Origin of the sequence: Streptomyces aidingensis, assembly GCF_900112355.1 — a bacterium.
GTDB lineage: Bacteria > Actinomycetota > Actinomycetes > Streptomycetales > Streptomycetaceae > Streptomyces > Streptomyces aidingensis.
The window spans coordinates 68372-89048 of sequence record NZ_FOLM01000001.1 but is presented as its reverse complement, the minus strand read 5'-3'; the positions used below and the strand labels follow the sequence as shown (position 1 = coordinate 89048).

The 20677-nt window shown below is 72.7% G+C and carries 19 protein-coding genes and 1 pseudogene; 9 read left to right on the top strand and 11 right to left on the bottom strand.

Annotated elements, in window-relative coordinates; all coding sequences use genetic code 11:
- Positions 1–5: 5 nt before the first annotated feature.
- Positions 6–560: a NuoB/complex I 20 kDa subunit family protein gene (locus tag BM242_RS00375; protein ID WP_093836561.1), complete on the bottom strand. Its 555-nt coding sequence runs from the start codon at positions 558–560 to the stop codon at positions 6–8.
- 71 nt (positions 561–631) lie between these two features.
- Positions 632–991, bottom strand: a complete 360-nt coding sequence (locus BM242_RS00370) for an NADH-quinone oxidoreductase subunit A (RefSeq protein WP_093836560.1) — start codon at positions 989–991, stop codon at positions 632–634.
- A 369-nt stretch (positions 992–1360) separates the two neighbouring features.
- On the opposite strand from BM242_RS00370, the gene BM242_RS00365 reads away from it, so the two are divergent.
- From BM242_RS00365 to BM242_RS00350, 4 genes are all read left to right on the top strand, one after another.
- Positions 1361–2140 carry a sulfite exporter TauE/SafE family protein gene (locus tag BM242_RS00365; protein ID WP_093836559.1) on the top strand — a complete coding sequence of 260 codons (780 nt, stop codon included), beginning with the start codon at positions 1361–1363 and terminating at the stop codon, positions 2138–2140.
- A 25-nt stretch (positions 2141–2165) separates the two neighbouring features.
- Positions 2166–2732 (top strand): PspA-associated protein PspAB, encoded by a 567-nt coding sequence (pspAB, locus tag BM242_RS00360; protein ID WP_093836558.1) that lies wholly within the window; start codon positions 2166–2168, stop codon positions 2730–2732.
- A gap of 69 nt (positions 2733–2801) precedes the next feature.
- Positions 2802–3707, top strand: a complete 906-nt coding sequence (gene htpX, locus BM242_RS00355; protein WP_093836557.1) for a zinc metalloprotease HtpX — start codon at positions 2802–2804, stop codon at positions 3705–3707.
- Positions 3708–3974: 267 nt separating this feature from the next.
- Positions 3975–4820 carry a C40 family peptidase gene (locus tag BM242_RS00350; RefSeq protein WP_093836556.1) on the top strand — a complete coding sequence of 282 codons (846 nt, stop codon included), beginning with the start codon at positions 3975–3977 and terminating at the stop codon, positions 4818–4820.
- A 70-nt stretch (positions 4821–4890) separates the two neighbouring features.
- Here the strand turns inward: BM242_RS00350 and BM242_RS00345 are convergent.
- Together BM242_RS00345 and BM242_RS00340 are read right to left on the bottom strand one after the other, a co-directional pair.
- A pseudogene (locus BM242_RS00345) lies at positions 4891–6258 on the bottom strand (geranylgeranyl reductase family protein); the annotation flags it as partial.
- Positions 6259–6410: 152 nt separating this feature from the next.
- Positions 6411–7112 (bottom strand): demethylmenaquinone methyltransferase, encoded by a 702-nt coding sequence (locus BM242_RS00340; protein WP_093836554.1) that lies wholly within the window; start codon positions 7110–7112, stop codon positions 6411–6413.
- 129 nt (positions 7113–7241) lie between these two features.
- Between BM242_RS00340 and BM242_RS00335 the strand changes: the two genes are divergently transcribed.
- The 3 genes from BM242_RS00335 to BM242_RS00325 all read left to right on the top strand — a co-directional run bounded on the left by BM242_RS00335 (position 7242) and on the right by BM242_RS00325 (position 10222).
- Positions 7242–8057, top strand: a complete 816-nt coding sequence (locus BM242_RS00335; protein ID WP_093836553.1) for a DUF3152 domain-containing protein — start codon at positions 7242–7244, stop codon at positions 8055–8057.
- A gap of 82 nt (positions 8058–8139) precedes the next feature.
- Positions 8140–9126, top strand: coding sequence for an aldo/keto reductase (locus tag BM242_RS00330; protein ID WP_093836552.1), 987 nt, complete (start codon positions 8140–8142; stop codon positions 9124–9126).
- 196 nt (positions 9127–9322) lie between these two features.
- Positions 9323–10222, top strand: a complete 900-nt coding sequence (locus BM242_RS00325; RefSeq protein ID WP_175541250.1) for an RNA polymerase sigma-70 factor — start codon at positions 9323–9325, stop codon at positions 10220–10222.
- Positions 10223–10246: 24 nt separating this feature from the next.
- Here the strand turns inward: BM242_RS00325 and mqnC are convergent, their stop codons facing one another.
- From mqnC to BM242_RS00310, 3 genes are all read right to left on the bottom strand, one after another.
- Complete coding sequence (mqnC, locus tag BM242_RS00320; protein WP_093836550.1) at positions 10247–11443, bottom strand: cyclic dehypoxanthinyl futalosine synthase; 1197 nt, start codon at positions 11441–11443, stop codon at positions 10247–10249.
- Positions 11444–11542: 99 nt separating this feature from the next.
- Positions 11543–13357 carry a serine/threonine-protein kinase gene (locus BM242_RS00315; RefSeq protein ID WP_093836549.1) on the bottom strand — a complete coding sequence of 605 codons (1815 nt, stop codon included), beginning with the start codon at positions 13355–13357 and terminating at the stop codon, positions 11543–11545.
- Positions 13358–13528: 171 nt separating this feature from the next.
- The gene (locus tag BM242_RS00310; RefSeq protein ID WP_245833713.1) at positions 13529–14380 is read right to left on the bottom strand and encodes a menaquinone biosynthetic enzyme MqnA/MqnD family protein; all 852 of its coding nucleotides are present in this window, start codon (positions 14378–14380) and stop codon (positions 13529–13531) included.
- 241 nt (positions 14381–14621) lie between these two features.
- On the opposite strand from BM242_RS00310, the gene BM242_RS00305 reads away from it, so the two are divergent.
- The gene (locus BM242_RS00305) at positions 14622–14825 is read left to right on the top strand and encodes a cold-shock protein (protein ID WP_093836547.1); all 204 of its coding nucleotides are present in this window, start codon (positions 14622–14624) and stop codon (positions 14823–14825) included.
- Between the two features lie 395 nt (positions 14826–15220).
- Positions 15221–17758: an endonuclease/exonuclease/phosphatase family protein gene (locus tag BM242_RS00300; protein ID WP_425443784.1), complete on the top strand. Its 2538-nt coding sequence runs from the start codon at positions 15221–15223 to the stop codon at positions 17756–17758.
- 84 nt (positions 17759–17842) lie between these two features.
- Here the strand turns inward: BM242_RS00300 and BM242_RS00295 are convergent, their stop codons facing one another.
- The 4 genes from BM242_RS00295 to BM242_RS00280 all read right to left on the bottom strand — a co-directional run bounded on the left by BM242_RS00295 (position 17843) and on the right by BM242_RS00280 (position 20542).
- Positions 17843–18157: a DUF4229 domain-containing protein gene (locus BM242_RS00295; RefSeq protein ID WP_425443783.1), complete on the bottom strand. Its 315-nt coding sequence runs from the start codon at positions 18155–18157 to the stop codon at positions 17843–17845.
- A 91-nt stretch (positions 18158–18248) separates the two neighbouring features.
- Positions 18249–18773, bottom strand: a complete 525-nt coding sequence (locus tag BM242_RS00290) for a GNAT family N-acetyltransferase (protein WP_093837242.1) — start codon at positions 18771–18773, stop codon at positions 18249–18251.
- Positions 18774–18859: 86 nt separating this feature from the next.
- Complete coding sequence (mqnE, locus tag BM242_RS00285) at positions 18860–20023, bottom strand: aminofutalosine synthase MqnE (RefSeq protein ID WP_093837241.1); 1164 nt, start codon at positions 20021–20023, stop codon at positions 18860–18862.
- A gap of 57 nt (positions 20024–20080) precedes the next feature.
- Positions 20081–20542 (bottom strand): Lrp/AsnC family transcriptional regulator, encoded by a 462-nt coding sequence (locus BM242_RS00280; protein ID WP_093836545.1) that lies wholly within the window; start codon positions 20540–20542, stop codon positions 20081–20083.
- Positions 20543–20677: the final 135 nt, after the last annotated feature.

The window sequence follows — 20677 nt, the reverse complement described above, 5'->3', positions numbered from 1 at the left end:
CTCGCTCACCGCAGCAGGCCCTTCATCTCGATGGTGGGCAGGGCCTTGCGGGCCGCCTCCTCCGCCTCGCGGGCCGCGCGTTCGCGGTTGACGCCGAGCTTCTCGTCCTTGATCTTCTCGTGCAGCTTGAGGATCGCGTCCAGCAGCATCTCGGGCCGGGGCGGGCAGCCGGGCAGGTAGATGTCGACCGGGAGGATGTGGTCGACGCCCTGCACGATGGCGTAGTTGTTGAACATGCCTCCGGAGGAGGCGCAGACGCCCATGGAGATGACCCACTTGGGGTTGGCCATCTGGTCGTAGACCTGGCGGACCACCGGGGCCATCTTCTGGCTGACCCGGCCGGCCACGATCATCAGGTCGGCCTGGCGGGGCGAGCCGCGGAACACCTCCATGCCGAAGCGGGCCAGGTCGTAGCGGCCGGCGCCGGTGGTCATCATCTCGATGGCGCAGCAGGCCAGCCCGAAGGTGGCCGGGAAGACGGACGATTTGCGGGCCAGCCCGGCGGCCTTCTCGACGGTGGTCAGCAGGAAGCCGCTGGGCAGTTTCTCTTCAAGACCCATGGGGGACGACCTCTCTCGGTACGTGCCGGGGGTTGCCGGTCGGGGGTGAGTCCTGGGGTGCGGGGGTCAGGTCAGTCCCATTCGAGGCCCCCTCGGCGCCAGTCGTAGGCGTATGCGACGCCGATCAGACCGACGAAGATCAGCATTTGCACCAGACCGAAGGTCCCCAGGGCGTCGAAGTGCACCGCCCACGGGTAGAGGAAGACGATCTCGATGTCGAAGACGATGAAAAGCATCGCCGTCAGGTAGTACTTCACCGGGAACCGGCCGCCGCCCGCGGGCTGCGGGGTGGGCTCGATGCCGCACTCATAGGCGGCGAGCTTGGCGCGGTTGTAGCGCTTGGCCCCGATGAGCGAGGACGCCACCACCGAGAAAACGGCGAAGGCCGCACCGAGGGCACCCAGCACAAGGATGGGAACGTATGCGTTCACCGCACTTCGCTCCTTCCAGTCGACGGCGACTAGTCATGGACGCTATGTGAGTCAGTTCACAAGCCCGTGGGGCATCCTATGCCCGCCCTCCTGTGAGCTGGGGCACGGGGTCCCCCTTCAACTTCTGTGATCTCCCCCACCGGGCGAAAGGGCCGGAAGCCACTCCCAAGAGCATGTTCCGACGATCATCAACACGAAGATCCCGGACGTTCACGTGTGGTGATATCGGCACCTGTTCCGGGTGGAGAACGAGCCCTTCCGGGGCCGTTCTGTTATCAAGCCGAGATCCTCCGGCGCAAATTCGCACCCGCCATGAGTGCGTGGTAGGGACGGAGCGCAAGGGCCGTTCGGCGGGCGGGGGAGAAAACTGTGGCCGAGCTAACAGTAGGCATAGTCGTGATGCTCTGCCTGGCGGCTGCCATGGCCGGGTGGGTGGACGCGGTGGTCGGCGGCGGTGGTCTGCTGCTGCTTCCCGCCCTGCTCATCGGGTTGCCGGAGCTGTCGCCCGCGCATGCGCTGGGCACCAACAAGGCGGTGGCGGTGGCCGGGACCACGGTCTCGGCCGTCACCTATGCCCGCCGTTCCCCGGTGGATGTCCGGCTGGCGCTCCGCTTCGGGGTGCTGGCCTGCGGCTCGGCCGCGCTGGGCGCGGCGTTCGCCTCCGCGGTGAGCAAGGAGATCCTGCAACCGCTGATCATGGTGCTGCTGCTGGCGGTCGCGATTTTCGTGGTGGCGCGGCCGGAGTTCGGCACCACGGGCGGCGACCGGGTCGCGGGGCGCCGGCGGCGGGCCGTGGCCCTGCTGACGGCCGGGGCCGGAATCGGTTTCTACGACGGTCTGCTGGGGCCCGGCACCGGCACTTTTCTGGTGATCGCCCTGGTGAGTCTGTTGCACATGACGATGCTCACCGCGTCGGCCACCGCCAAGGTCGTGAACGTCGGCACAAACCTCGGGGCGCTGGCGGTGTTCGCGGCGGCCGGCACCGTGCTGTGGTCGGTGGCGCCGCTGATGGCGCTGTGCAACATGGCGGGCGGCTGGGCCGGCGCCCATATGGCGATCAGGCGCGGCAGCCGGTTCATCCGGCTGGTGCTGCTGGTGGTGGTGACCGTGCTGGTGGCCCGGCTGGCCTGGGACCAGTGGTGGTCCTGAGCCTGCCCTGCCTAAGGTGGCGGGGATGGGCTTTCTGGACGCGATTCTCGGCCGGAGAAAGCCGGTCCCGCCGGATCTGGACCGGCTTTTCGCGCTGCCCTCGGCGGCGGTGACGCTTGAGGCGGGCGCGCAGTTCACCCCCACGGGGGCGGGCTCGGTCTGCTTCGCCGCGGCCGAGGGCGGGGCCTTCGGCCGGCTGCGGCAGGAGATCGGGGCGCTGCTGCCCGAGGCGGCGCTGAGCCGGGACGACTACGGCTACGGCTGGGTACTGTCCCGGCACCCGGAACTGCCCGCGCTCGTCAATGACCTGCATGCAGTGAACACCTATCTCCAGGAGGCCGGCTTCGGTCCGCAGCTGCTGTGCTCGCTGGCCGGTTTCCGGGACGGCCGGGGGCGCCCGCTGGCCCTGGTGTACCTCTACAAGCGCGGCACCTTCTATCCCTTCGCCCCGGAGCCGGGCGGCGGCGGGGCCCGGGAGCGGCGGGACAACGCGCTGGAGCTCCAGGTGCGCGGGCTGCTGGTGGACGATCTGCCGCTGGAGCCGGAGCTGAGCCGCTGGTTCCCGCTGTGGAACGCCCCCGGCCTGTCCTGACCGCGGCCCGCTCCGCCGCATACCGGGCGGAAGAGGGCGTACAGTCGCAAACGGGAGGAGGCCCGCATCATGGCACACACCCGTTACGCACCGGACCGCGGCCTGACCGGCCGGATGGTCACCACCATGTTTCTGATCGGGCTGCTCTACGTCCTGTTCATGAGCGTGCTGCTGGTCGCCTTCCGGGACGCCTGGCCGCTGGTCCTGCTGCTGACCGGCGGCCTGTTCGTCGCCCAGTTCTGGTTCAGCGACCGGATCGCCGCCTACAGCATGGGCGCCCGGGAGGTGTCCCCGCGGCAGGCGCCGGAGCTGCACGCGGCGGTGGACCGGCTGTGCGCACTGGCCGACCTGCCCAAACCGCGGGTGGCGATCGCGGACACCGATGTGCCCAACGCCTTCGCCACCGGGCGCAGCCAGGAGAAGTCGCTGGTCTGCGTGACCACCGGGCTGCTGCGCCGGCTGGAGCCGGAGGAACTGGAGGGGGTGCTCGCGCACGAGCTGTCCCATGTGGCGCACCGCGATGTGGCGGTGATGACCTTCGCCGCCTTTCTGGGCGTGCTGGCCGGCACCATCACCCGGGTGGCGCTGTGGAGCGGCTTTCTGCGCGGCGGGCGGGGCGGCCAGGGGCCGGCCGCGCTGCTGGTGGTGCTGATCCCGCTGATCAGCCTGGTGGTCTATGCGCTGAGCTTCCTGCTCACCCGGCTGCTCTCCCGGTACCGGGAGCTGTCCGCGGACCGGGGCGGGGCGCTGCTGACCGGCAAGCCGTCGGCGCTGGGCTCCGCGCTGACCAAGATCAGCGGGCAGATGTCCCGGATCCCGACCCGGGATCTGCGCCGCGCCGAGCCCTACAACGCCTTTTTCTTCGCGCCCGCGCTGTCCGGGAAGTCGCTCAGCGGGCTGTTCTCCTCGCACCCGTCGCTGGAGCGGCGCCTGGCGCAGCTCGCCTCGATCTCCCGGGAGCTGGGCCGGCCCTGAGCCCCCGGGGCGGCGTGAGGTGCGCCACGCCGCCGGCACCCGCCCGGCATCTCGCGTTGATCTGTACGTCACTCCGTGCTAAGCCGCAGCCGACATCGGGCATTCCGGACAAGAGCCAGCGCACAGGGGCATCCGGCCGCGACACCGACCCGTACTGCGTACACCGTACATCCGGCATTCAGGACAAATCTCCGGCACGGACCGGGCGTTGTGGCGCATTCCACCTTGGTTGAGTGCCGTTATGCGTTCTTGATACGGCTGGTGACCATGACGTCTCCGTCCCTGATCCGACCCACCGGGCGACATCGCAAGCCCCGCGAGTCGCGCTCCGCGCGGCTGATACGCGGCGGGTTCCTGTCCGGTTTTGTAGGCACGGTCGCGGTCTCGGCCTCCGCCGCCCAGGCGGCCGAGAGCCCGGCCGAGACCTCCCTGGAGCTGCCCGCGGTGCCGGACACGCTCCCGGGCGGCTACACCCCCGGCGCCGTGCTGGCCGCCGAGGCCACCCTGGAATACGCCGAGCGGATCGAGCACCGCGCCGCCCGGGCACAGGCCGAGGAGGCCGCCCGCCGCACCGCCGCCAGGCTGGCCGCCGAGGCGGCGGCCGAGGCCGAGGCCGAGCGCGCCGCCGAACGCGCCGCCGAGCGCGAGGCCGCCGAGGAGGAGCGCCGCCGCGCCGCGGCCGAGGCCGTCTCCCGCACCGCCGGCCGCACCGCTCTCCCCTCTCCCGCCTCCGTGGCCGACGAGCCCGCCCCGGCCCCCTCGGGCAACGGCTCGGGCGTCGTCGGCTTCGCGCTCGCCCAGGTCGGCGACGCCTATGTACTCGGCGCCACCGGCCCCGACGCCTGGGACTGCTCCAGCCTGGTGCAGGCCGCCTACGCGAGCGCCGGGGTCTCCCTGCCGCGCACCTCGCAGGCCCAGTCCGCACTCGGCACGCCGGTCTCCCTGGACGCGCTCCAGCCCGGCGACATCCTCCACTGGGGCGGGCGCGGCAGCGCCCATCACGTGGCCCTGTACATCGGCGGCGGCCAGTTCGTGGGCGCCCAGAACTCGGGCACCGGCGTGGTCACCCGCTCCCTCGACTGGGACACCCCCACCGGCGCCCTCCGCCTCTGACCGGCACCCCCGCCCGAGGCACCGGGGTGCGCTCCCGGTGAGCGCACCCCGCCGGCCCGCCCCCGGGCAACTATGCCCGGGGGGTGACCTTGCTCAGGCCGTTGATGATGCGGTCCATGGCGTCGCCGCCGGTGGGGTCCGTCAGATTGGCCAGCAGCTTGAAGGTGAAGCGCATCAGCACCGGGTGGGACAGCCCGCGCTGGGCGATCAGCTTCATCACCGCCGGGGAGCCGATCAGCTTCACAAACGCGCGGCCCAGCGTGTAGTAGCCGCCGTAGGTGTCGGCCAGCGTCTTCGGGTAGTTGCGCAGGGCCAGCTCCCGCTGGGCGCCGCTGCCGCGGGCCTGCGCCTGGGCGATCACCTCGGCGGCCAGCGCGCCCGACTCCATGGCATAGGCGATGCCCTCGCCGTTGAACGGGTTCACCAGGCCGCCCGCGTCGCCCACCAGCAGCAGGCCCCGGGTGTAGTGCGGCTTGCGGTTGAAGGCCATGGGCAGCGCCGCGCCGCGGATCGGGCCGGTCATGTTCTCCGGGGTGAAGCCCCACTCGGCCGGCATCGACGCGCACCAGGCCTTGAGCACCTCCCGCCAGTCCAGCTCGCGGAAGGCGCTGGAGCTGTTCAGGATGCCGAGGCCGACGTTGGAGGTGCCGTCCCCCATGCCGAAGATCCAGCCGTAGCCGGGCAGCAGCCGGGCCTGCGGGCCGCGCCGGTCCCACAGCTCCAGCCAGGACTCCAGATAGTCGTCGTCATGGCGGGGGGTGGTGAAGTAGGTGCGCACCGCCACACCCATCGGGCGCTTGTCGTCCCGGTGCAGGCCGAGGGCGAGGGAGAGCCGGGAGGAGTTGCCGTCCGCGGCCACCACCAGCGGGGCACGGAAGCTCACCGGCCGCTTCTCGGTGCCCAGCTTCGCCGTCACCCCCGTCACCCGGCCGGTGCGGTCGTCCAGCACCGGGCCGGTGACACTGCACTGCTCGTAGAGCCGGGCGCCGGCCTTCTCGGCCTGCCGGGCCAGCTGCTCGTCGAAGTCGTCCCGCTTGCGGACCAGGCCGTAGTCCGGATAGCTGGCGAGCTGCGGCCAGTCGAGCTGGAGGCGGTGCCCGCCGCCGATGATCCGCAGGCCCTTGTTGCGCAGCCAGCCGGCCTCCTCGGAGATGTCGATCCCCATGGCCACCAGCTGCTTGACGGCGCGCGGCGTCAGGCCGTCCCCGCAGACCTTCTCCCGGGGGAAGGCCGTCTTCTCCAGCAGCAGCACATCCAGCCCGGCCCGGGCCAGGTGGTACGCGGTGGTGGAGCCGCCCGGGCCGGCGCCCACCACGATCACATCGGCGGTCTCCTCGGTGCGCGGCTGCTCGGCCGCGGCGGCGTTCTCCGTCGGGGCTGTCACGGATGTTCTCCCATCGTTCCCGGGCGATGCCCGCGGGCGCGGCGGCGGCGACGGCGCGCCGGTGGCACGAGTCTAGGCCGCCGCACCGACAGGCCACGACGCCGGTGCCGGGTCACCGCGCCGTGGCGGAAACCCGCGGTGTCCCCGCCCGGCAGGCCCGCCCCCGGGCCGCGACAACGGCTCCGGCGAGGGCGCCGGACGGGGCGTCAGTCCGGGTCCGGCTTGAAACCCCGGTGCAGCGCCACGATTCCGCCGGAGAGATTCCGCCAGGCCACCCGCGACCAGCCCGCGTCCTGCATCCGGCGCGCCAGCCCCGGCTGGTCCGGCCAGGCCCGGATGGACTCGGCGAGATAGACATACGCCTCCGGGTTGCTGGACACCGCGCGCGCCACCGGCGGCAGCGCCCGCATCAGATACTCGCTGTAGACGGTGCGCAGCGGCGCCCGGGCCGGATGGCTGAACTCGCACACCACCACCCGTCCGCCCGGGCGGGTGACCCGCAGCATCTCCCGCAGCGCGTCCTGCGGCCGGTGCACATTGCGCAGCCCGAAGGAGATGGTGACCGCGTCGAAGACCCCGTCCCGGAAGGGCAGCCGGGTGGCGTCCCCGGCGGTGAACGGCAGCCACGGCAGCCGGCGCTTGCCCTCGCGCAGCATGCCCTGGCTGAAGTCGCAGGGCACGGTGTAGGCGCCGGCCTCGGCGAACGGCAGCGAGGAGGTGCCGGTGCCCGCGGCCAGGTCCAGCACCCGCCGGCCGGGCCCGGCCGCCACCGCGGCGGCCACCGCCTTGCGCCAGCGCCGGTCCTGCCCGAGCGACAGCACATCGTTGGTCAGGTCGTACTTGGCCGCCACCGCGTCGAACATCGCGGCGACCTCACTGGGCTGCTTGTCCATCCTGGCTCGGGTCACCCGGCCATTCTCCCCGGCCCCGCCGGCCCCGCCCGCGCCGGGGTCCGCGCCGGGCCGCCGATGGCTGCGGCGTACCGCCAACGGCCGTACGGCACACGGCTGCTGTGCCGTGGGGTACCGTGACGCCACGTGGGGACGATCACCTCGGCGCGCACCGGCCGCGCCACTGTCGGCGGCACCGTGCTGGTAGTGGCCGCGGCCGCCCTGTTCGGCGGCGGCGCGCTGGCGATCCGGTCGGCGGCCGACGAGCAGGACACCGCCCCGCCCTCCTCCTCCCCGGCCGGGGACCGGGACCGGGGCGGCGACGAGCCCGCCCTGCCCGAGGACCGGCTCTCGGCCACCTCCCGCCCCCGGCCCGAGCCGGAGCGGACCGAGGTGCCGGAGAGCGGCCCCGGCACCTTCCGCACCGCCGCCGGCGGCAGCGAACCGGCCGGCCGGGGCACGGTCTACCGCTACCGGGTCCAGATCGAGGACGGCATCGACCTCGACCCGGAACAGGCCGCCCAGGAGATCCAGGCCATCCTGGCCCATCCGCGCGGCTGGACCAACGACGGCCGCAGCGGCTTCCAGCTCACCGACCGGGCCGCCGCCGCCGACTTCACCGTGCAGATAGCCACCCCGGCCACGGTGGACGGCATCTGCGGCGAGTGGGGACTGGACACCGGCGGCGAGGTCAACTGCCGGGTGGGCGACCTGGTGGTGGTCAATCTGCGCCGCTGGGTGGAGGGCTCGCCCCAGTTCCCGGGGCCGATAACGGAGTACCGGGCACTGATCATCAACCACGAGGTGGGTCACCGGCTCGGCCACGGCCACGCCGGCTGCCCGGCCGAGGGCGCGCTCGCCCCGGTGATGATGCAGCAGATCAAGGGCCTGGACGGCTGCCGGGCCAATGCCTGGCCCTATGACTCCACCGGCGCCTACATCGACGGCCCCTGGGTGCCCTGACCGTCCGGCTTGACCTGGAGAGCACTCCAACTGCCAGGGTCGGCGGTGCGGGGCAACTCACACCACCGGAGGAATCATCACCATGCAGCGTCGTCGTATCGGCGGACCGGACGGCATCGAGGTCAGCGCGCTCTGCCTGGGCGCGCTCCAGCTCGGCACCTACACCGACGAGAAGACCTCCTTCGCCGTTCTGGACCGCTTTGTCGAGGCGGGGGGCAGCCTCATCGACACGTCCAACAACTACTGCTTCTGGGAGCCGGGCTGCACCGGTGACGAGAACGAGAATCTGATCGGCCGCTGGCTGGCCTCCCGGGGCGCCCGGGACCGGGTGCGGATCGCCACCAAGGCCGGCGCCCGCCCGCTGCGGCCCGGCGGCACCCTGGAGGACGCCGAGGGACTGTCCGCCCCGGCGATCCGCAAGGCCATGGAGGGCAGCCTGCGCCGACTGGGCACCGACCATGTGGACCTCTACTACACCCATATCGAGGACCGCTCCGTCCCCGTCGAGGAGACCACCGGCGCGCTGGACGAGCTGGTCCGGGCCGGCCGCACCCGGCTGCTGGGGGTCAGCAACCACGCCACCTGGCGCATCGAGCAGGCCCGCGCCGCGGCCCGGGCCGCCGGCGGCACCCCGTACACCTGCGTCCAGCAGCGCTACTCCTACCTCCAGCCGCGCTTCGACGTCCCCCTCCCCCAGGCCGGCCACACCCATGCCACCGGGGAGCTGCTGGACTATGTCGCCGCCGAGCCGGACCTGACCCTGCTGGCGTACAACACGCTGCTGTCCGGGGCCTACACCCGGGCCGACAAGGAGATTCCCGCCGCCTACGACCACCCGGGCACCCCGGCCCGGCTGGCCGCGCTGCGCGCGGTGGCCGGCGAGCTGGGCGCGACCGTCAACCAGGTGGTGCTGGCCTGGCTCACCGGCCGCACCCCGGCCGTGCTGCCGATCGTCGGCGTCAGCTCCGTCGCACAGCTCGACGAGGCGATCGAGGCCATGGACCTCACCCTCGGCGAGGAGCAGCGCGCCCGCCTCGACACCGCGGGCACCGTCCCCGGCGACGGCTGACCCGGTGCCCGGGCGGCGGCGGCCCGGGCGGCACGGATGTCACACGCGGCGGCCGGCCGGTGTCTCCATGGCGAGAAGCCGAGCACACCCCTGGAGGAGACATGGCCGGCAGCCCCCGGGACGGCGCGCCACGGGCCGGCGGCCCGCACCCGCTCGCCGCCCCGCCGGCGGACACGGAATCCTGCTGCGCATGACCGTGACCGAGGACCCCTTCGTCGCCCACCGCAGCCTGCTGTTCACCGTCGCCTACGAGATGCTCGGCTCCGCCGCCGACGCCGAGGACGTGGTGCAGGAGACCTGGCTGCGCTGGGCGGCCGTGGACGGTGCCACCCGGGACCGGGTGCGCGACCCGCGCGCCTACCTGGTACGGATCGTCACCCGGCTGGCGCTCAACCGGCTGCGCACGGTGGCCCGCCGCCGCGAGGAATACGTCGGCTCCTGGCTGCCCGAGCCGCTGCTCACCAGCCCCGACGTGGCCGAGGACATCGAGCTCGCGGAGAGCGTCTCGATCGCCATGCTGACCGTGCTGGAGACGCTCACCCCGGCGGAGCGGGCGGTGTTCGTGCTGCGCGAGGTGTTCGAGACGCCGTACGAGGAGATCGCGGACGCGCTCGGCAAGAGCCCGGCCGCGGTCCGCCAGATCGCCCGCCGGGCCCGCGACCGGGTCGCCGGACGCCGCCCCCGGACGCGGGTCGACCGGGCCCAGCGGGACCGGGCCGTCGAACGGTTCCTCGCCGCGGTCGCGACCGGTGACCTCCAGGCGCTGCTGGAGGTGCTGGCGCCCGATGTGGTGGTGGTCGCCGACGGCGGCGGGGTGGCACAGGCCGTGCGCCGGCCCGTCGCGGGGGCGAAGAAGGTCGCCCATCTGTTCCGCGCCGGGCTGAAGCGCGCCGGGGCCGGGCTGACGGTCCGCCCGATATGGCTCAATGGCGCGCCCGCCGCCCGGATCGATGTGGCCGGCGAGCCGGTCGCCGCGGTCAGCCTGGCGGTGGAGGACGGCCGGATCACCCGCATCTATCTGATGCGCAACCCCGGCAAGATGACCGGGCTGGCCTCCGAGGCGCGCCTCGCCCGCTCCCCCGGCGGGGGCGGGTGACGGTGCGGCGCGTCCGGCCCGGGATCAGCGGGCGTCCAGCAGCCTGAGTTCCGGGTGGGCGGTGCCGCCGTCGATGGCCGTGGAGGACAGATGGGAGACGACCCGGTCGTCGGCCGGGTCGTCGGCCGGGTTCTCGTGCACCACCAGATGCTCATAGGTGGTGGAGCGCTGCGCCGGGACCCGGCCGGCCGCACGGATCAGATGCAGCAGCTCCAGCCGGTTGGAGCGGTGCTTCGCCCCGGCGGAGGAGACCACGTTCTCCTCCAGCATCACCGAGCCGAGGTCGTCCGCGCCGTAATGCAGCGAGAGCTGGCCGACCTCCTTGCCGGTGGTCAGCCAGGAGCCCTGGACATGGGCGACATTGTGCAGATACAGACGGGCGATGGCGATCATGCGCAGATACTCGAAGATCGTCGCCTGGGTCCGGCCGCGCAGCTTGTTGTTCTGCGGCTGGTAGGTGTACGGGATGAAGGCCCGGAAGCCGCCGGTGCGGTCCTGCACCTCGCGGATCATCCGCAGATGCTCGATCCGCTCGGCGTTGGTCTCGCCCGTCCCCATCAGCATGGTGGAGGTGGATTCCAGGCCCAGACCGTGCGCGGTCTCCATGATCTCCAGCCAGCGCTCGCCGGATTCCTTCAGCGGCGCGATGGCCTTGCGCGGACGCTCCGGCAGCAGTTCGGCGCCGGCCCCGGCGAAGGAGTCCAGCCCGGCCTCCTTCAGCCGGACGATCGCCTCCGCGGCGTCCACACCGGAGATCCGGGCCATGTGCTCCACCTCGGAGGCGCCGAGGGAGTGGATCACAAGCTGCGGGAACTTCTCCTTGATGGCCCGGAAGTGCCGCTCGTAGTACTCCACACCGAAGTCCGGGTGGTGGCCGCCCTGGAACATGATCTGGGTGCCGCCCAGTTCCACCGTCTCGGCGCAGCGGCGCAGGATGTCGTCCAGATCGCGGATCCACACGTCCTCGCTCCTGGGCGGGGCGTAGAAGGCGCAGAACTTGCAGGCCGTGACGCAGGCGTTGGTGTAGTTGATGTTGCGCTCGATGATGTACGTGGCGATGTGCTCGCTGCCCGCGTAGCGGCGGCGGCGCGCGGCGTCGGCGGCCCGGCCCAGGGCGTGCAGCGGCGCCTCCCGGTAGAGCCCGAGAGCCTCCTGGTGGCTGATCCGCCCGCCGTCGGCGGCACGGTCGAGCGCGGACTGGAGCGCGGCGCTGAGGGCCATGGGTGCGTCCCTTCGGCGGGTCGGGCGGCTGAGCTGGTCGCGCCGGCCCGGTCGGTGCGGTCGCTGCGGCCGGGGCGGACCGCTCCAGCCTACGCGCCGCTAGTCCTGGCGGGTCAGCAGGCCCTGGTGGGTGGCGTCGGGGTGCAGGGACTCGAAGCGGACCGTGCCGTCGTCCCGCGGGGTGAGGACCATCTGGAACTCGCCGGGGGCGCACACGCCCTCCAGGGCGTCGGAGGCGTCCGGGTCGCCCTCGGCGGCGAAGGTGATCCGGTCCTCGGCGACGGTCTCCAGGGTCATCCGGTCGGTGCAGGTGGAGATGGCCAGCATGTCGGTGTGCTCGGCGGTGCCGAGAACCTCGCCGACCACGCCGGGCTCCAGGGTGATCACCACGCTGCCGCCCGGCAGGCCGCCCATGATCTCCACCTCGCCGGTCCAGGTGCCGACATAGCTCTCGGGCAGCGCGTCCTGCTCCCGCGGTCCGGTGGAGCCGGTGGTGCCGGTGGAGGCCGAATCCTCGGTGCCGGCCGAGGTGGGGGTGGGGGTGGGCCGGTCGCCGCCGGCGGTGTCCCGCCAGTCGACGGGGATGCCCAGCAGGTAGCAGCCCAGCACGATCGCGGGGATCAGCGCGGCGGCAGCCGCGGCCGTCGCCCGGCGGCGTCCGCCGCCCTTGCCGTCCCGGCCGTCCGGCGGGGGCGTGGCCGGGCCGGCGCCCCCGGGCGGGGTGCCGTACGGGGACGGGGCCGGGGACGGGGACGGCGTGGGCATGGCGGCGGACACGGTGCCGGGATAGCCGTATCCGGAGGTCGGGGGGCCGAAGACGCCGCGCGGCGGGGCGGTCCCGGCTCCGGTGCCCGGCACGCCGGTGGTGGTCCGCTCGGGCCCGTCCTGGGCGGCGGGCAGCGGCGGCACCGGGCCCGGCCCGGTGCCGCCGCTGGTGGGCGGCGGGGCCTGGGTCCGCGGCCCACCGGGCCCGCCCGGCTCCGCCGGCGGCGGAGCGGAGGGGTCCGCGGCGACCTCCAGGTCGAGCAGTTCCACGGCCAGCCGGCTGAGCCCCTCCACCACGGCGGACGGCAGCCAGCCCGCCGCCACCAGCCCGGCCGCCCCCTGCGGCCCGGCCAGCGCGGCGGCGATCTCCGCCGGGACCGGCCGGGCGGCCTCGTCCTTGGCCAGACAGCGGCCGATCAGCTCCCGCAGCTCCTGCGGCACGCCCGCCAGATCGGGTTCGCCGTGCACCACCCGGTAGACCAGCTGGGCGGTGTTGTCGCCGGGGAAGGCCCGGCGGCCGGTGGCGGCGTAGGCGAGCACCGCGCCGAGCTGGAACACATCGGAGGGCGCGCCCACCTGACGCCCGACCACCTGTTCCGGCGACATGTAGCCGGGCGAGCCCACCGACATCCCGGTGGCGGTCAGCTCGGCGGTGGCCTCGGTGTCCATGGCCCGGGCGATGCCGAAGTCGATCAGCCGCGGCCCGTCCAGGGTGAGCAGCACATTGGACGGCTTGATGTCGCGGTGCACCAGGCCCAGGGCGTGCACGGCGGCCAGCGCCTCGGCCAGGCCGGCGCCCAGCACGCGCAGCGAGCGCTGCGGCAGCGGGCCCTGCCCGGCCACCGTGCGCTGGAGGTCGGGGCCGGCCACATAGCCGGTGGCCACCCAGGGGAGTTCGGCGTCCGGGTCGGCGTCCAGCACCGGGGCGGTCCACTCGCCGCCCACCCGGCGGGCGGCGGCCACCTCGCGCGCGAAGCGGGCCCGGAACTGCCGGTCCACGGCGAAGTGCGGATGCACCACCTTGACCGCGACGGTACGGCCGCCCGCGTTCCGGCCGAGGTACACGCGGCCCATGCCGCCGCTGCCCAGCCGGCGCAGCAGCCGGCAGGGGCCGATCTGTCTCGGGTCGTCCGCGGCGAGCGGCTCCATGTGTACGGCGTCCTTCCCCCGGTGGGTGCTGCGGGCGGCTGCGGGTGCCCTCTTCCCCGTCGGTCCCGTCTTTCCCGTGCTTTCCCGGCTTCCCCGTCACCCTACGGGCAGGGGCCCGGGGTGCCGCCGTCCGGTCGGCCCGGCGGACGGCCGCGCGGGCGCCCTTGGCGCTCAGTCCGCCGGCGGCAGCAGTTCGACGCGCGGCACGGTGCCGCCGGCGGGCCCGGTGCGGCGGGCGAACTCCGCGATGCCGGCGAGCTGCCGTTCGCCGAGGCGGAAGTCCAGGGTGGTGAAATAACGTTCCAGCACCCCGGCCTCGAACGCTTCCCAGCGGGCCGCCTGTTCCGCCACCTTGGCCACCTCGGCCAGCGAGAGATCCCGGGACTCCAGAAACGCCCGGTGCACCTCGCGCACGGTGCCGGGGTACCGGGCCAGATAGTCCCGCCGCACCGCCCAGAGGGCGAAGACGAACGGCAGCCCGGTCCACTCCCGCCACATCTGCCCCAGATCATGCACCTGAAGGCCCAGCCGGGGCGCGTCGTGCAGCGTGGCGCGCAGCGCCGGGTCGCCGATCAGCACGGCGGCCTCGGCCTCGCGCATCATCTCGCCCAGATCCGGCGGGGAACTGTGGTAGCGCGGGGAGACCCGGTAGCGCTCGGCGAGCAGCAGTCGCGCCAGGCGCACGGAGGTGCGGGAGGTGGACCCGAGGGCCACCCGCGCCCCCTGGAGTTCCGCGAGCGGCACCTGGGAGACGATCACGCAGGACATCACCGGGCCGTCGCAGCCCACCGCGATGTCCGGCAGCGCCACCAGGCTGCCGGAGTGCCGCAGGAACTCGACCAGGGTGACCGGCCCGATGTCCAGCTCGCCCCGCACCAACTGGTCGCTGAGCCGTTCCGGGGTGTCCTTGGTCAGCTCCAGGTCCAGCAGGCTGCCGGTGCGGGCCAGGCCCCAGTACAGGGGCAGGCAGTTCAGGAACTGGATGTGCCCGACCCGGGGCCGTGAGGGTGTTTCCGATCGCACGCTTGTGAGCGTACGCCCCGGTTTCCACCCCCGCCCCGGCACCCCGGCGACACCCGCGACACCCCGGAACGCCGATGCTGCCGCTCCGCGCCCGCAGGCCGTGGTAAGGTCACAGCAAGTTGCAGACCGGTTTCCCTTGCAGTACGAGCCTGCGGATCAGCGAACCGCGGGCTTTCGTCGTTTTCAGGCTTTTCCAAGGTTCTGGAGCAGGGCGACCCATCAGTAGGCCCAGGGAGGGCTTATGGCCACCGGAACCGTCAAGTGGTTCAACGCCGAGAAGGGCTACGGGTTCATCGCCCAGCACGGCGGCGGCCCGGACGTTTTCGTTCACTACAGTGCGATCAACGCCAATGGCTTCCGCTCGCTGGAGCAGGACCAGGAGGTGTCCTTCGACATCACCCAGGGTCCGAAGGGGCCGCAGGCGGAGAACGTCTCCGTCAACTGAGACGTGACGGGGCCCGGGGGACCGTTCCACCGGGCCGCGCTCACACAGTTCGGCGGAACTGCCGGATTTCTCTTCCTCGTTCCTTTTCCTCTTCCGCTTCTCTTCTTCGTCTGCCGTCCTTCTCCGTGACCGTGCCGGGCCGGACACCCGCGCGGAAGCGGCCGGATGGACAGACAGGCCCTCGCCCGCCAGGCGAGGGCTTTCCGCTTTTCCGCCCGGCCCGTGCCACCGGGCCCGTGCCGCGACGCCGGTGCCCGGCGGCACGGCCGCCCCGGAGTCGGAAACATTCGGCCGCCCGACGCCCAGTTTTCACGCCCGCGTTCTTGCCAACTTCTCCTCTACGCGCGTAGCTTCAACCGACGCGCTCCCGTGGCATCCCTAAGGAGAAGCACACCGTGCCGACCAACTCCCCTTCCGGGCCCCCAAGTTCCAGAAGACTCCGGCTGGGCCTCGTCACCTGCGGGGTGGCCGCCTCGCTGGTCCTCACCCCGCTCCCGGCGGCATTCGCCGCCCCGTCGCCCGATGTGATGCTCGGCGAGGTCTACGGCGGGGGCGGCAACTCCGGTGCCACCCTGACCCGTGACTTCATCGAGCTGGCCAACGCCGGCCAGGCGCCCGTCGCACTGGACGGCTGGAGTGTGCAGTATCTGCCCGGCTCGCCCAGCTCCGGCTCGCGATGGCAGGTCACCGCGCTCTCCGGCGCCATAGCCGCCCAGGGCCGCTATCTGATATCCGAGAACGCGGGCAGCGGCGGCACCGTCGAGCTCCCCGCCCCGGACGCCACCGGCTCCATCTCCATGTCCGCCACCAGCGGCACGGTCGCCCTGGTCAACTCCACCGAGGCGCTGACCTGCAAGACCGCCGCCGACTGCGCCGCCGACGACCGGATCGTGGATCTGGCCGGCTATGGCAGTGCGGTGGTCCGGGAGGGCAGCGGCCCGGCCGCCGGGGCGAGCAACACCTCCTCCGTGGCCCGGCCCGCGCTCACCGACACCGACGACAACGCCGCCGACTTCACCTCCGGCGCCCCCACCCCCGTCAACGCCGCCGGCCAGACCCCCGGTGACGGGGGCGGCGGCGACGGTGGCGGCGACGGGGAGCCCACCGAGCCCGGCGACACCCGGATCCGCGACATCCAGGGCACCACCCGGATCTCCCCGCTGACCGGTGACACCGTGGCCGCCGTCCCCGGCATCGTCACCGCGGTCTCCGGCTCCGGCTCCCGCGGCTTCTGGATCCAGGACCCGGAGCCGGACACCGACCCGGCCACCAGCGAGGGCGTGTTCGTCTACACCGGCTCCACCGCGCCCACCGTCGCCATCGGCGACGAGGTGCTGGTCGGCGGCCGGGTCACCGAGTACTTCCCGGCCTCCGGCACCCAGTCGCTGACCGAGATCACCCGCCCCGAGGTCACCGTGCTCTCCTCCGGCAACGCCCTGCCGGAGCCCTTTGCGCTGGACGCCGCCACCGTGCCGGACCGGTACGCACCGGACGCCGCGGGCGGGCCGACCGACGATCTCCCGCTGGAGCCGGGCAGCTACGCCCTGGACCGCTACGAATCGCTGGAGGGCATGCTGGTCTCCTTCAGCGATGTGCGCACCATCAGCCGCACCACCCAGTACGACGAGCTGTGGATCACCGTCAAGCCGGAGGAGAACCCCTCGGCCCGCGGCGGCACGCTCTACGGCTCCTACGACGCCCCGAACACCGGGCGGCTGAAGGTGATGTCCCTGGCCGGCGAGCTGCCGGTGGCCGATGTCGGCGACACCCTCACCGGCACCACCACCGGCGCCATGGACTACGGCCGGTACGGCGGCTACACCGTGCAGGCCACCGCGCTCGGCGAGCAGGCCGCGGGCGGCCTGGCCAAGGAGACCACCCGCGCCCAGACCAAGAAGGAACTGGCGGTCGCCACCTACAACGTGGAGAACCTCTCGGCCGCCGACAGCGAGGAGAAGTTCGCCGAGCTGGCCGCCGGCATCGTGCACCATCTCGCCTCGCCGGACATCGTGGCCCTGGAGGAGATCCAGGACAACAACGGCCCCGCCTCCGACGGCACGGTGGCCGCGGACCAGACCCTGGACCGGTTCACCGCCGCCATCGAGGCGGCCGGCGGCCCCGCCTACGAGTGGCGCGCCATCGACCCGGTGGACGGCGCGGACGGCGGCCAGCCCGGCGGCAACATCCGGGTGGCCTTCCTCTTCAACCCGGAGCGGGTCTCCTTCACCGACCGCCCCGGCGGCGACGCCACCACCGCCACCGAGGCGGTCCAGACCCGGCACGGGGTGCGGCTCTCCGTCTCCCCGGGCCGGATCAACCCGGCCAGTGCCGCCTGGGAGGACAGCCGCAAGCCGCTGGCGGGCGAGTTCGTCTTCCGCGGCAGGACCTACTTCGTGATCGCCAACCACTTCGCGTCCAAGGGCGGCGACGAGCCGCTGCACGGCCGCAACCAGCCGCCCACCCGCTCCTCCGAGACCCAGCGCCACCAGCAGGCCGCCGAGATCCAGTCCTTTGTCGCCAAGCTGCTGGCCGCCGACCCCAAGGCCCGGGTGATCGCGCTGGGCGACTTCAACGACTTCGAGTTCTCGCGGACCATGGAGCTGCTCACCGCGGACGGGGTGCTGGAGAACCTGGCGTTCACCCTGCCCGCCGAAGAGCGCTACACCTACGTCTACGACGGCAACTCGCAGACCCTGGACCACATCCTGGTCAGCCCCGCCGTCCGCGGTGCGGAGTACGACGTGGTGCACATCAACGCCGAGTTCGCCCGGCAGGCAAGTGACCACGACCCGCAGATCGTCCGGATCGACACCAAGGCCAAGGGCGACGGCAAGCCCGGCAAGCCGGGCAAGCCGGGCAAGCCCTGGCCGCGGCACTCCCTGCCCGACCTGATGGGCTGGCTGCACCACCTGCTCTCCCTGCTCCGCCGCTGACCCGGAACCACCACCGGGCCCCGGCCCCCGCCGTCCCACCGACGGCGGCGGCCGGGGCCTCGCCGGTACCGGTGCCGGCCGCGGTCAGCCGGCCGCGCGGCGGGCGGTTTCGTCGGCCTCGTCCTCCATGGACTGGTTGGCGCGCAGGGTCTGCCGGGCGCGCTGGTAGCCGTCCGTGAGCTGCTCGGACATGGCGTCGCGCTGGCCGCGCAGCAGGATGAAGCTGAGCGGCGCGGAGATCACCAGGGCCAGCAGCGGGATCCACAGCGCGTTGGAGCTGCCCACCCCGGAGGGCACCGCGCCGAGCACGGCGAGCAGATAGACACCGGCCAGGCAGCCGAGGAAGATACCCAGCCGCATCAGTGTGTAGCGCAGCGTCGGGTTCTTGATGGTGATCACGGCGGCGGCTCCCTGTCGTCCCGCTCGGCGGCTTCCGGCTCCGGTTTTCCAGTGAAGCATGCCGCCATTCCGGCGTTTCGGGCGCCCCCGGTCAGGTCAGCGGGCGCCACATGATGACGTCGTCGCGCAGATCGTCCTCGGCGACCCGGATGGCGTCCGGGACCCGGCCGACCTCCTTGTAGCCGCAGGACTCGTAGAAGCGCTCCAGGCCCATGCCGCCGCGGGCGGTCAGCCGGATGCCGCGCACGCCGTCGAGGGAGCGGGCCGCGGCCTCGGCCTGCCGCATCAGTTCGCGGCCGGTGCCGCGCCCCTGGTGGCCCGGGTGCACCATCACGCGGTAGAGCCACACCCAGTGGCGCATCAGCCGGTGGTCGTTGCGCACCAGAAAGGCCAGCGCGGCCGGGCGGTCGCGCTCGTCGAAGCCGGTCAGCGCGAGGGTGTTGCCCTCGGCGATGCCGCGCAGGTGCCCGTCCAGCAGCCCGGTCACGTCCTCGGTGGTCACGGGCGGCACCAGGCCCACGGCACCGCCCGCGTTGGTGACGTCCGTCCACAGGCGCAGCAGCGCCTCCCGGAGCGCCGGGGTGATCTCCGGGCCCAGCACATACCGCATAGTCATGCGGAGCACTGTACTTTTACTCAATGCGGGGCCGCCACCGCGTTCCGCCCACCGGACGGGGACGGACCGGGAAACGGTGCTCCGGATCAGAGCTGCATCGGCTGCGGCGTCTCGCGCCGGGCCGGGTCCGGCCCCTCGTACTCGCGCACCACCTCGTAGCGGGTATTGCGCTCCACCGGGCGGAAGCCGGCGTCCCGGATCAGCTCCAGCAGATCGTCCCGGGTCAGCTTGTCCGGGGTGCCGAAGTTGTCGGCGTCATGGGTGATCTTGTACTCGACCACCGAGCCGTCCATGTCGTCCGCACCGTGCTGCAGCGCGAGCTGCGCGGTCTGCACCCCGTGCATCACCCAGAAGACCTTCACATGCGGCACATTGTCGAACAGCAGCCGGGAGACCGCGAAGGTCTTCAGCGCCTCCGCGCCGGTGGCCATCGTCGTCCGGGCCTGGAGCCGGTTGCGGACCTTGCCGTCCTTCATGTCCACGAAGTCGTGCTGGTAGCGCAGCGGGATGAAGACCTGGAAGCCGCCGGTCTCGTCCTGGAGCTCGCGCAGCCGCAGCACATGGTCCACCCGGTGGCGGGGCTCCTCGATGTGCCCGTAGAGCATGGTGCACGGCGTCTTCAGGCCCTTGCCGTGCGCCAGCCGGTGGATGCGCGACCAGTCCTCCCAGTGGGTGCGGTGGTCCACGATGTGCTGCCGCACCTCCCAGTCGAAGATCTCCGCGCCACCGCCGGTCAGCGACTCCAGCCCGGCGTCGATCAGCTCGTCCAGGATCTCCTCGGCGGGCAGCCCGGAGATGGTCTCGAAGTGGTGGATCTCCGTCGCCGTGAACGCCTTGAGCTGGACGTGCGGCAGCGCCTCCTTCAGCGCCCGCAGCGAGCGCGGGTAGTAGCGCCACGGCAGGGTGGGATGCAGCCCGTTGACGATGTGCAGCTCGGTCAGGTTGTCCCCCTCCATGGACCTGGCCAGCCGCACCGCCTCCTCGATGCGCATGGTGTACGCGTCCTTCTCGCCCGGCTTGCGCTGGAAGGAGCAGTACGCGCACGAGGCCGTGCACACATTGGTCATGTTGAGGTGGCGGTTGACGTTGAAATAGACCACGTCGCCGTTCTTGCGGGTGCGCACCTCGTGGGCCAGCCCGCCCAGCCAGGCCAGGTCGTCGCACTCGTACAGCGCGATCCCGTCCTCGCGGGTCAGCCGCTCACCGGCACGGACCTTCTCCTCCAGCTCGCGCCTGAGCCCGGTGTCCAGCCCGGTGTCCATGCGTCGCGCCTCCTTCGTTCGCTGCTCCCGCCGACCTTACGTTGCTCACCGTCCCGGCAGATCGGGCAGGTCCCCGACACGGTTCTCCCACTTGGTGGAGAGCACGATGGTGGTCCGGGTGCGGGAGACGCCCTTGGTTCCGGAGAGCCGGCGGATGGTCTTCTCCAGGCCGTCCACATCGGCCGCCCGCACCTTGAGCATGTAGGAGTCGTCACCGGCGATGAACCAGCAGTCCTCGATCTCGTGCAGCTCCTTGAGCCGCTCGGCCAGCTCCTGGTGGTCGGTGGCGTCGGAGAGCTGGAGGCCGATCAGCGCGGTGACCCCCAGGCCCAGCGCGGCGGCGTCCACGGTCGCCCGGTAGCCGGTGATCACCCCGGCCGCCTCCAGCCGGTTGATGCGGTCGGTGACGCTCGGCCCGGAGAGTCCCACCAGCCGGCCCAGTTCCGCATAGGAGGCCCGTCCGTTCTCCCGGAGCGCCTGGATGAGCTGCCTGTCCACCGCGTCCATGGTCGCCAAGCCTTCCACCGTTCCCTCGGGGCCCCGCGATGCGGGGCCGTCCCGCCGTGCGGCGCCCCGGTGCCAGGCCATGCCTGCAAACGGGGGGCCGCGCGCTGCCGTACCAGAAGAATCTAAGGCATGGCG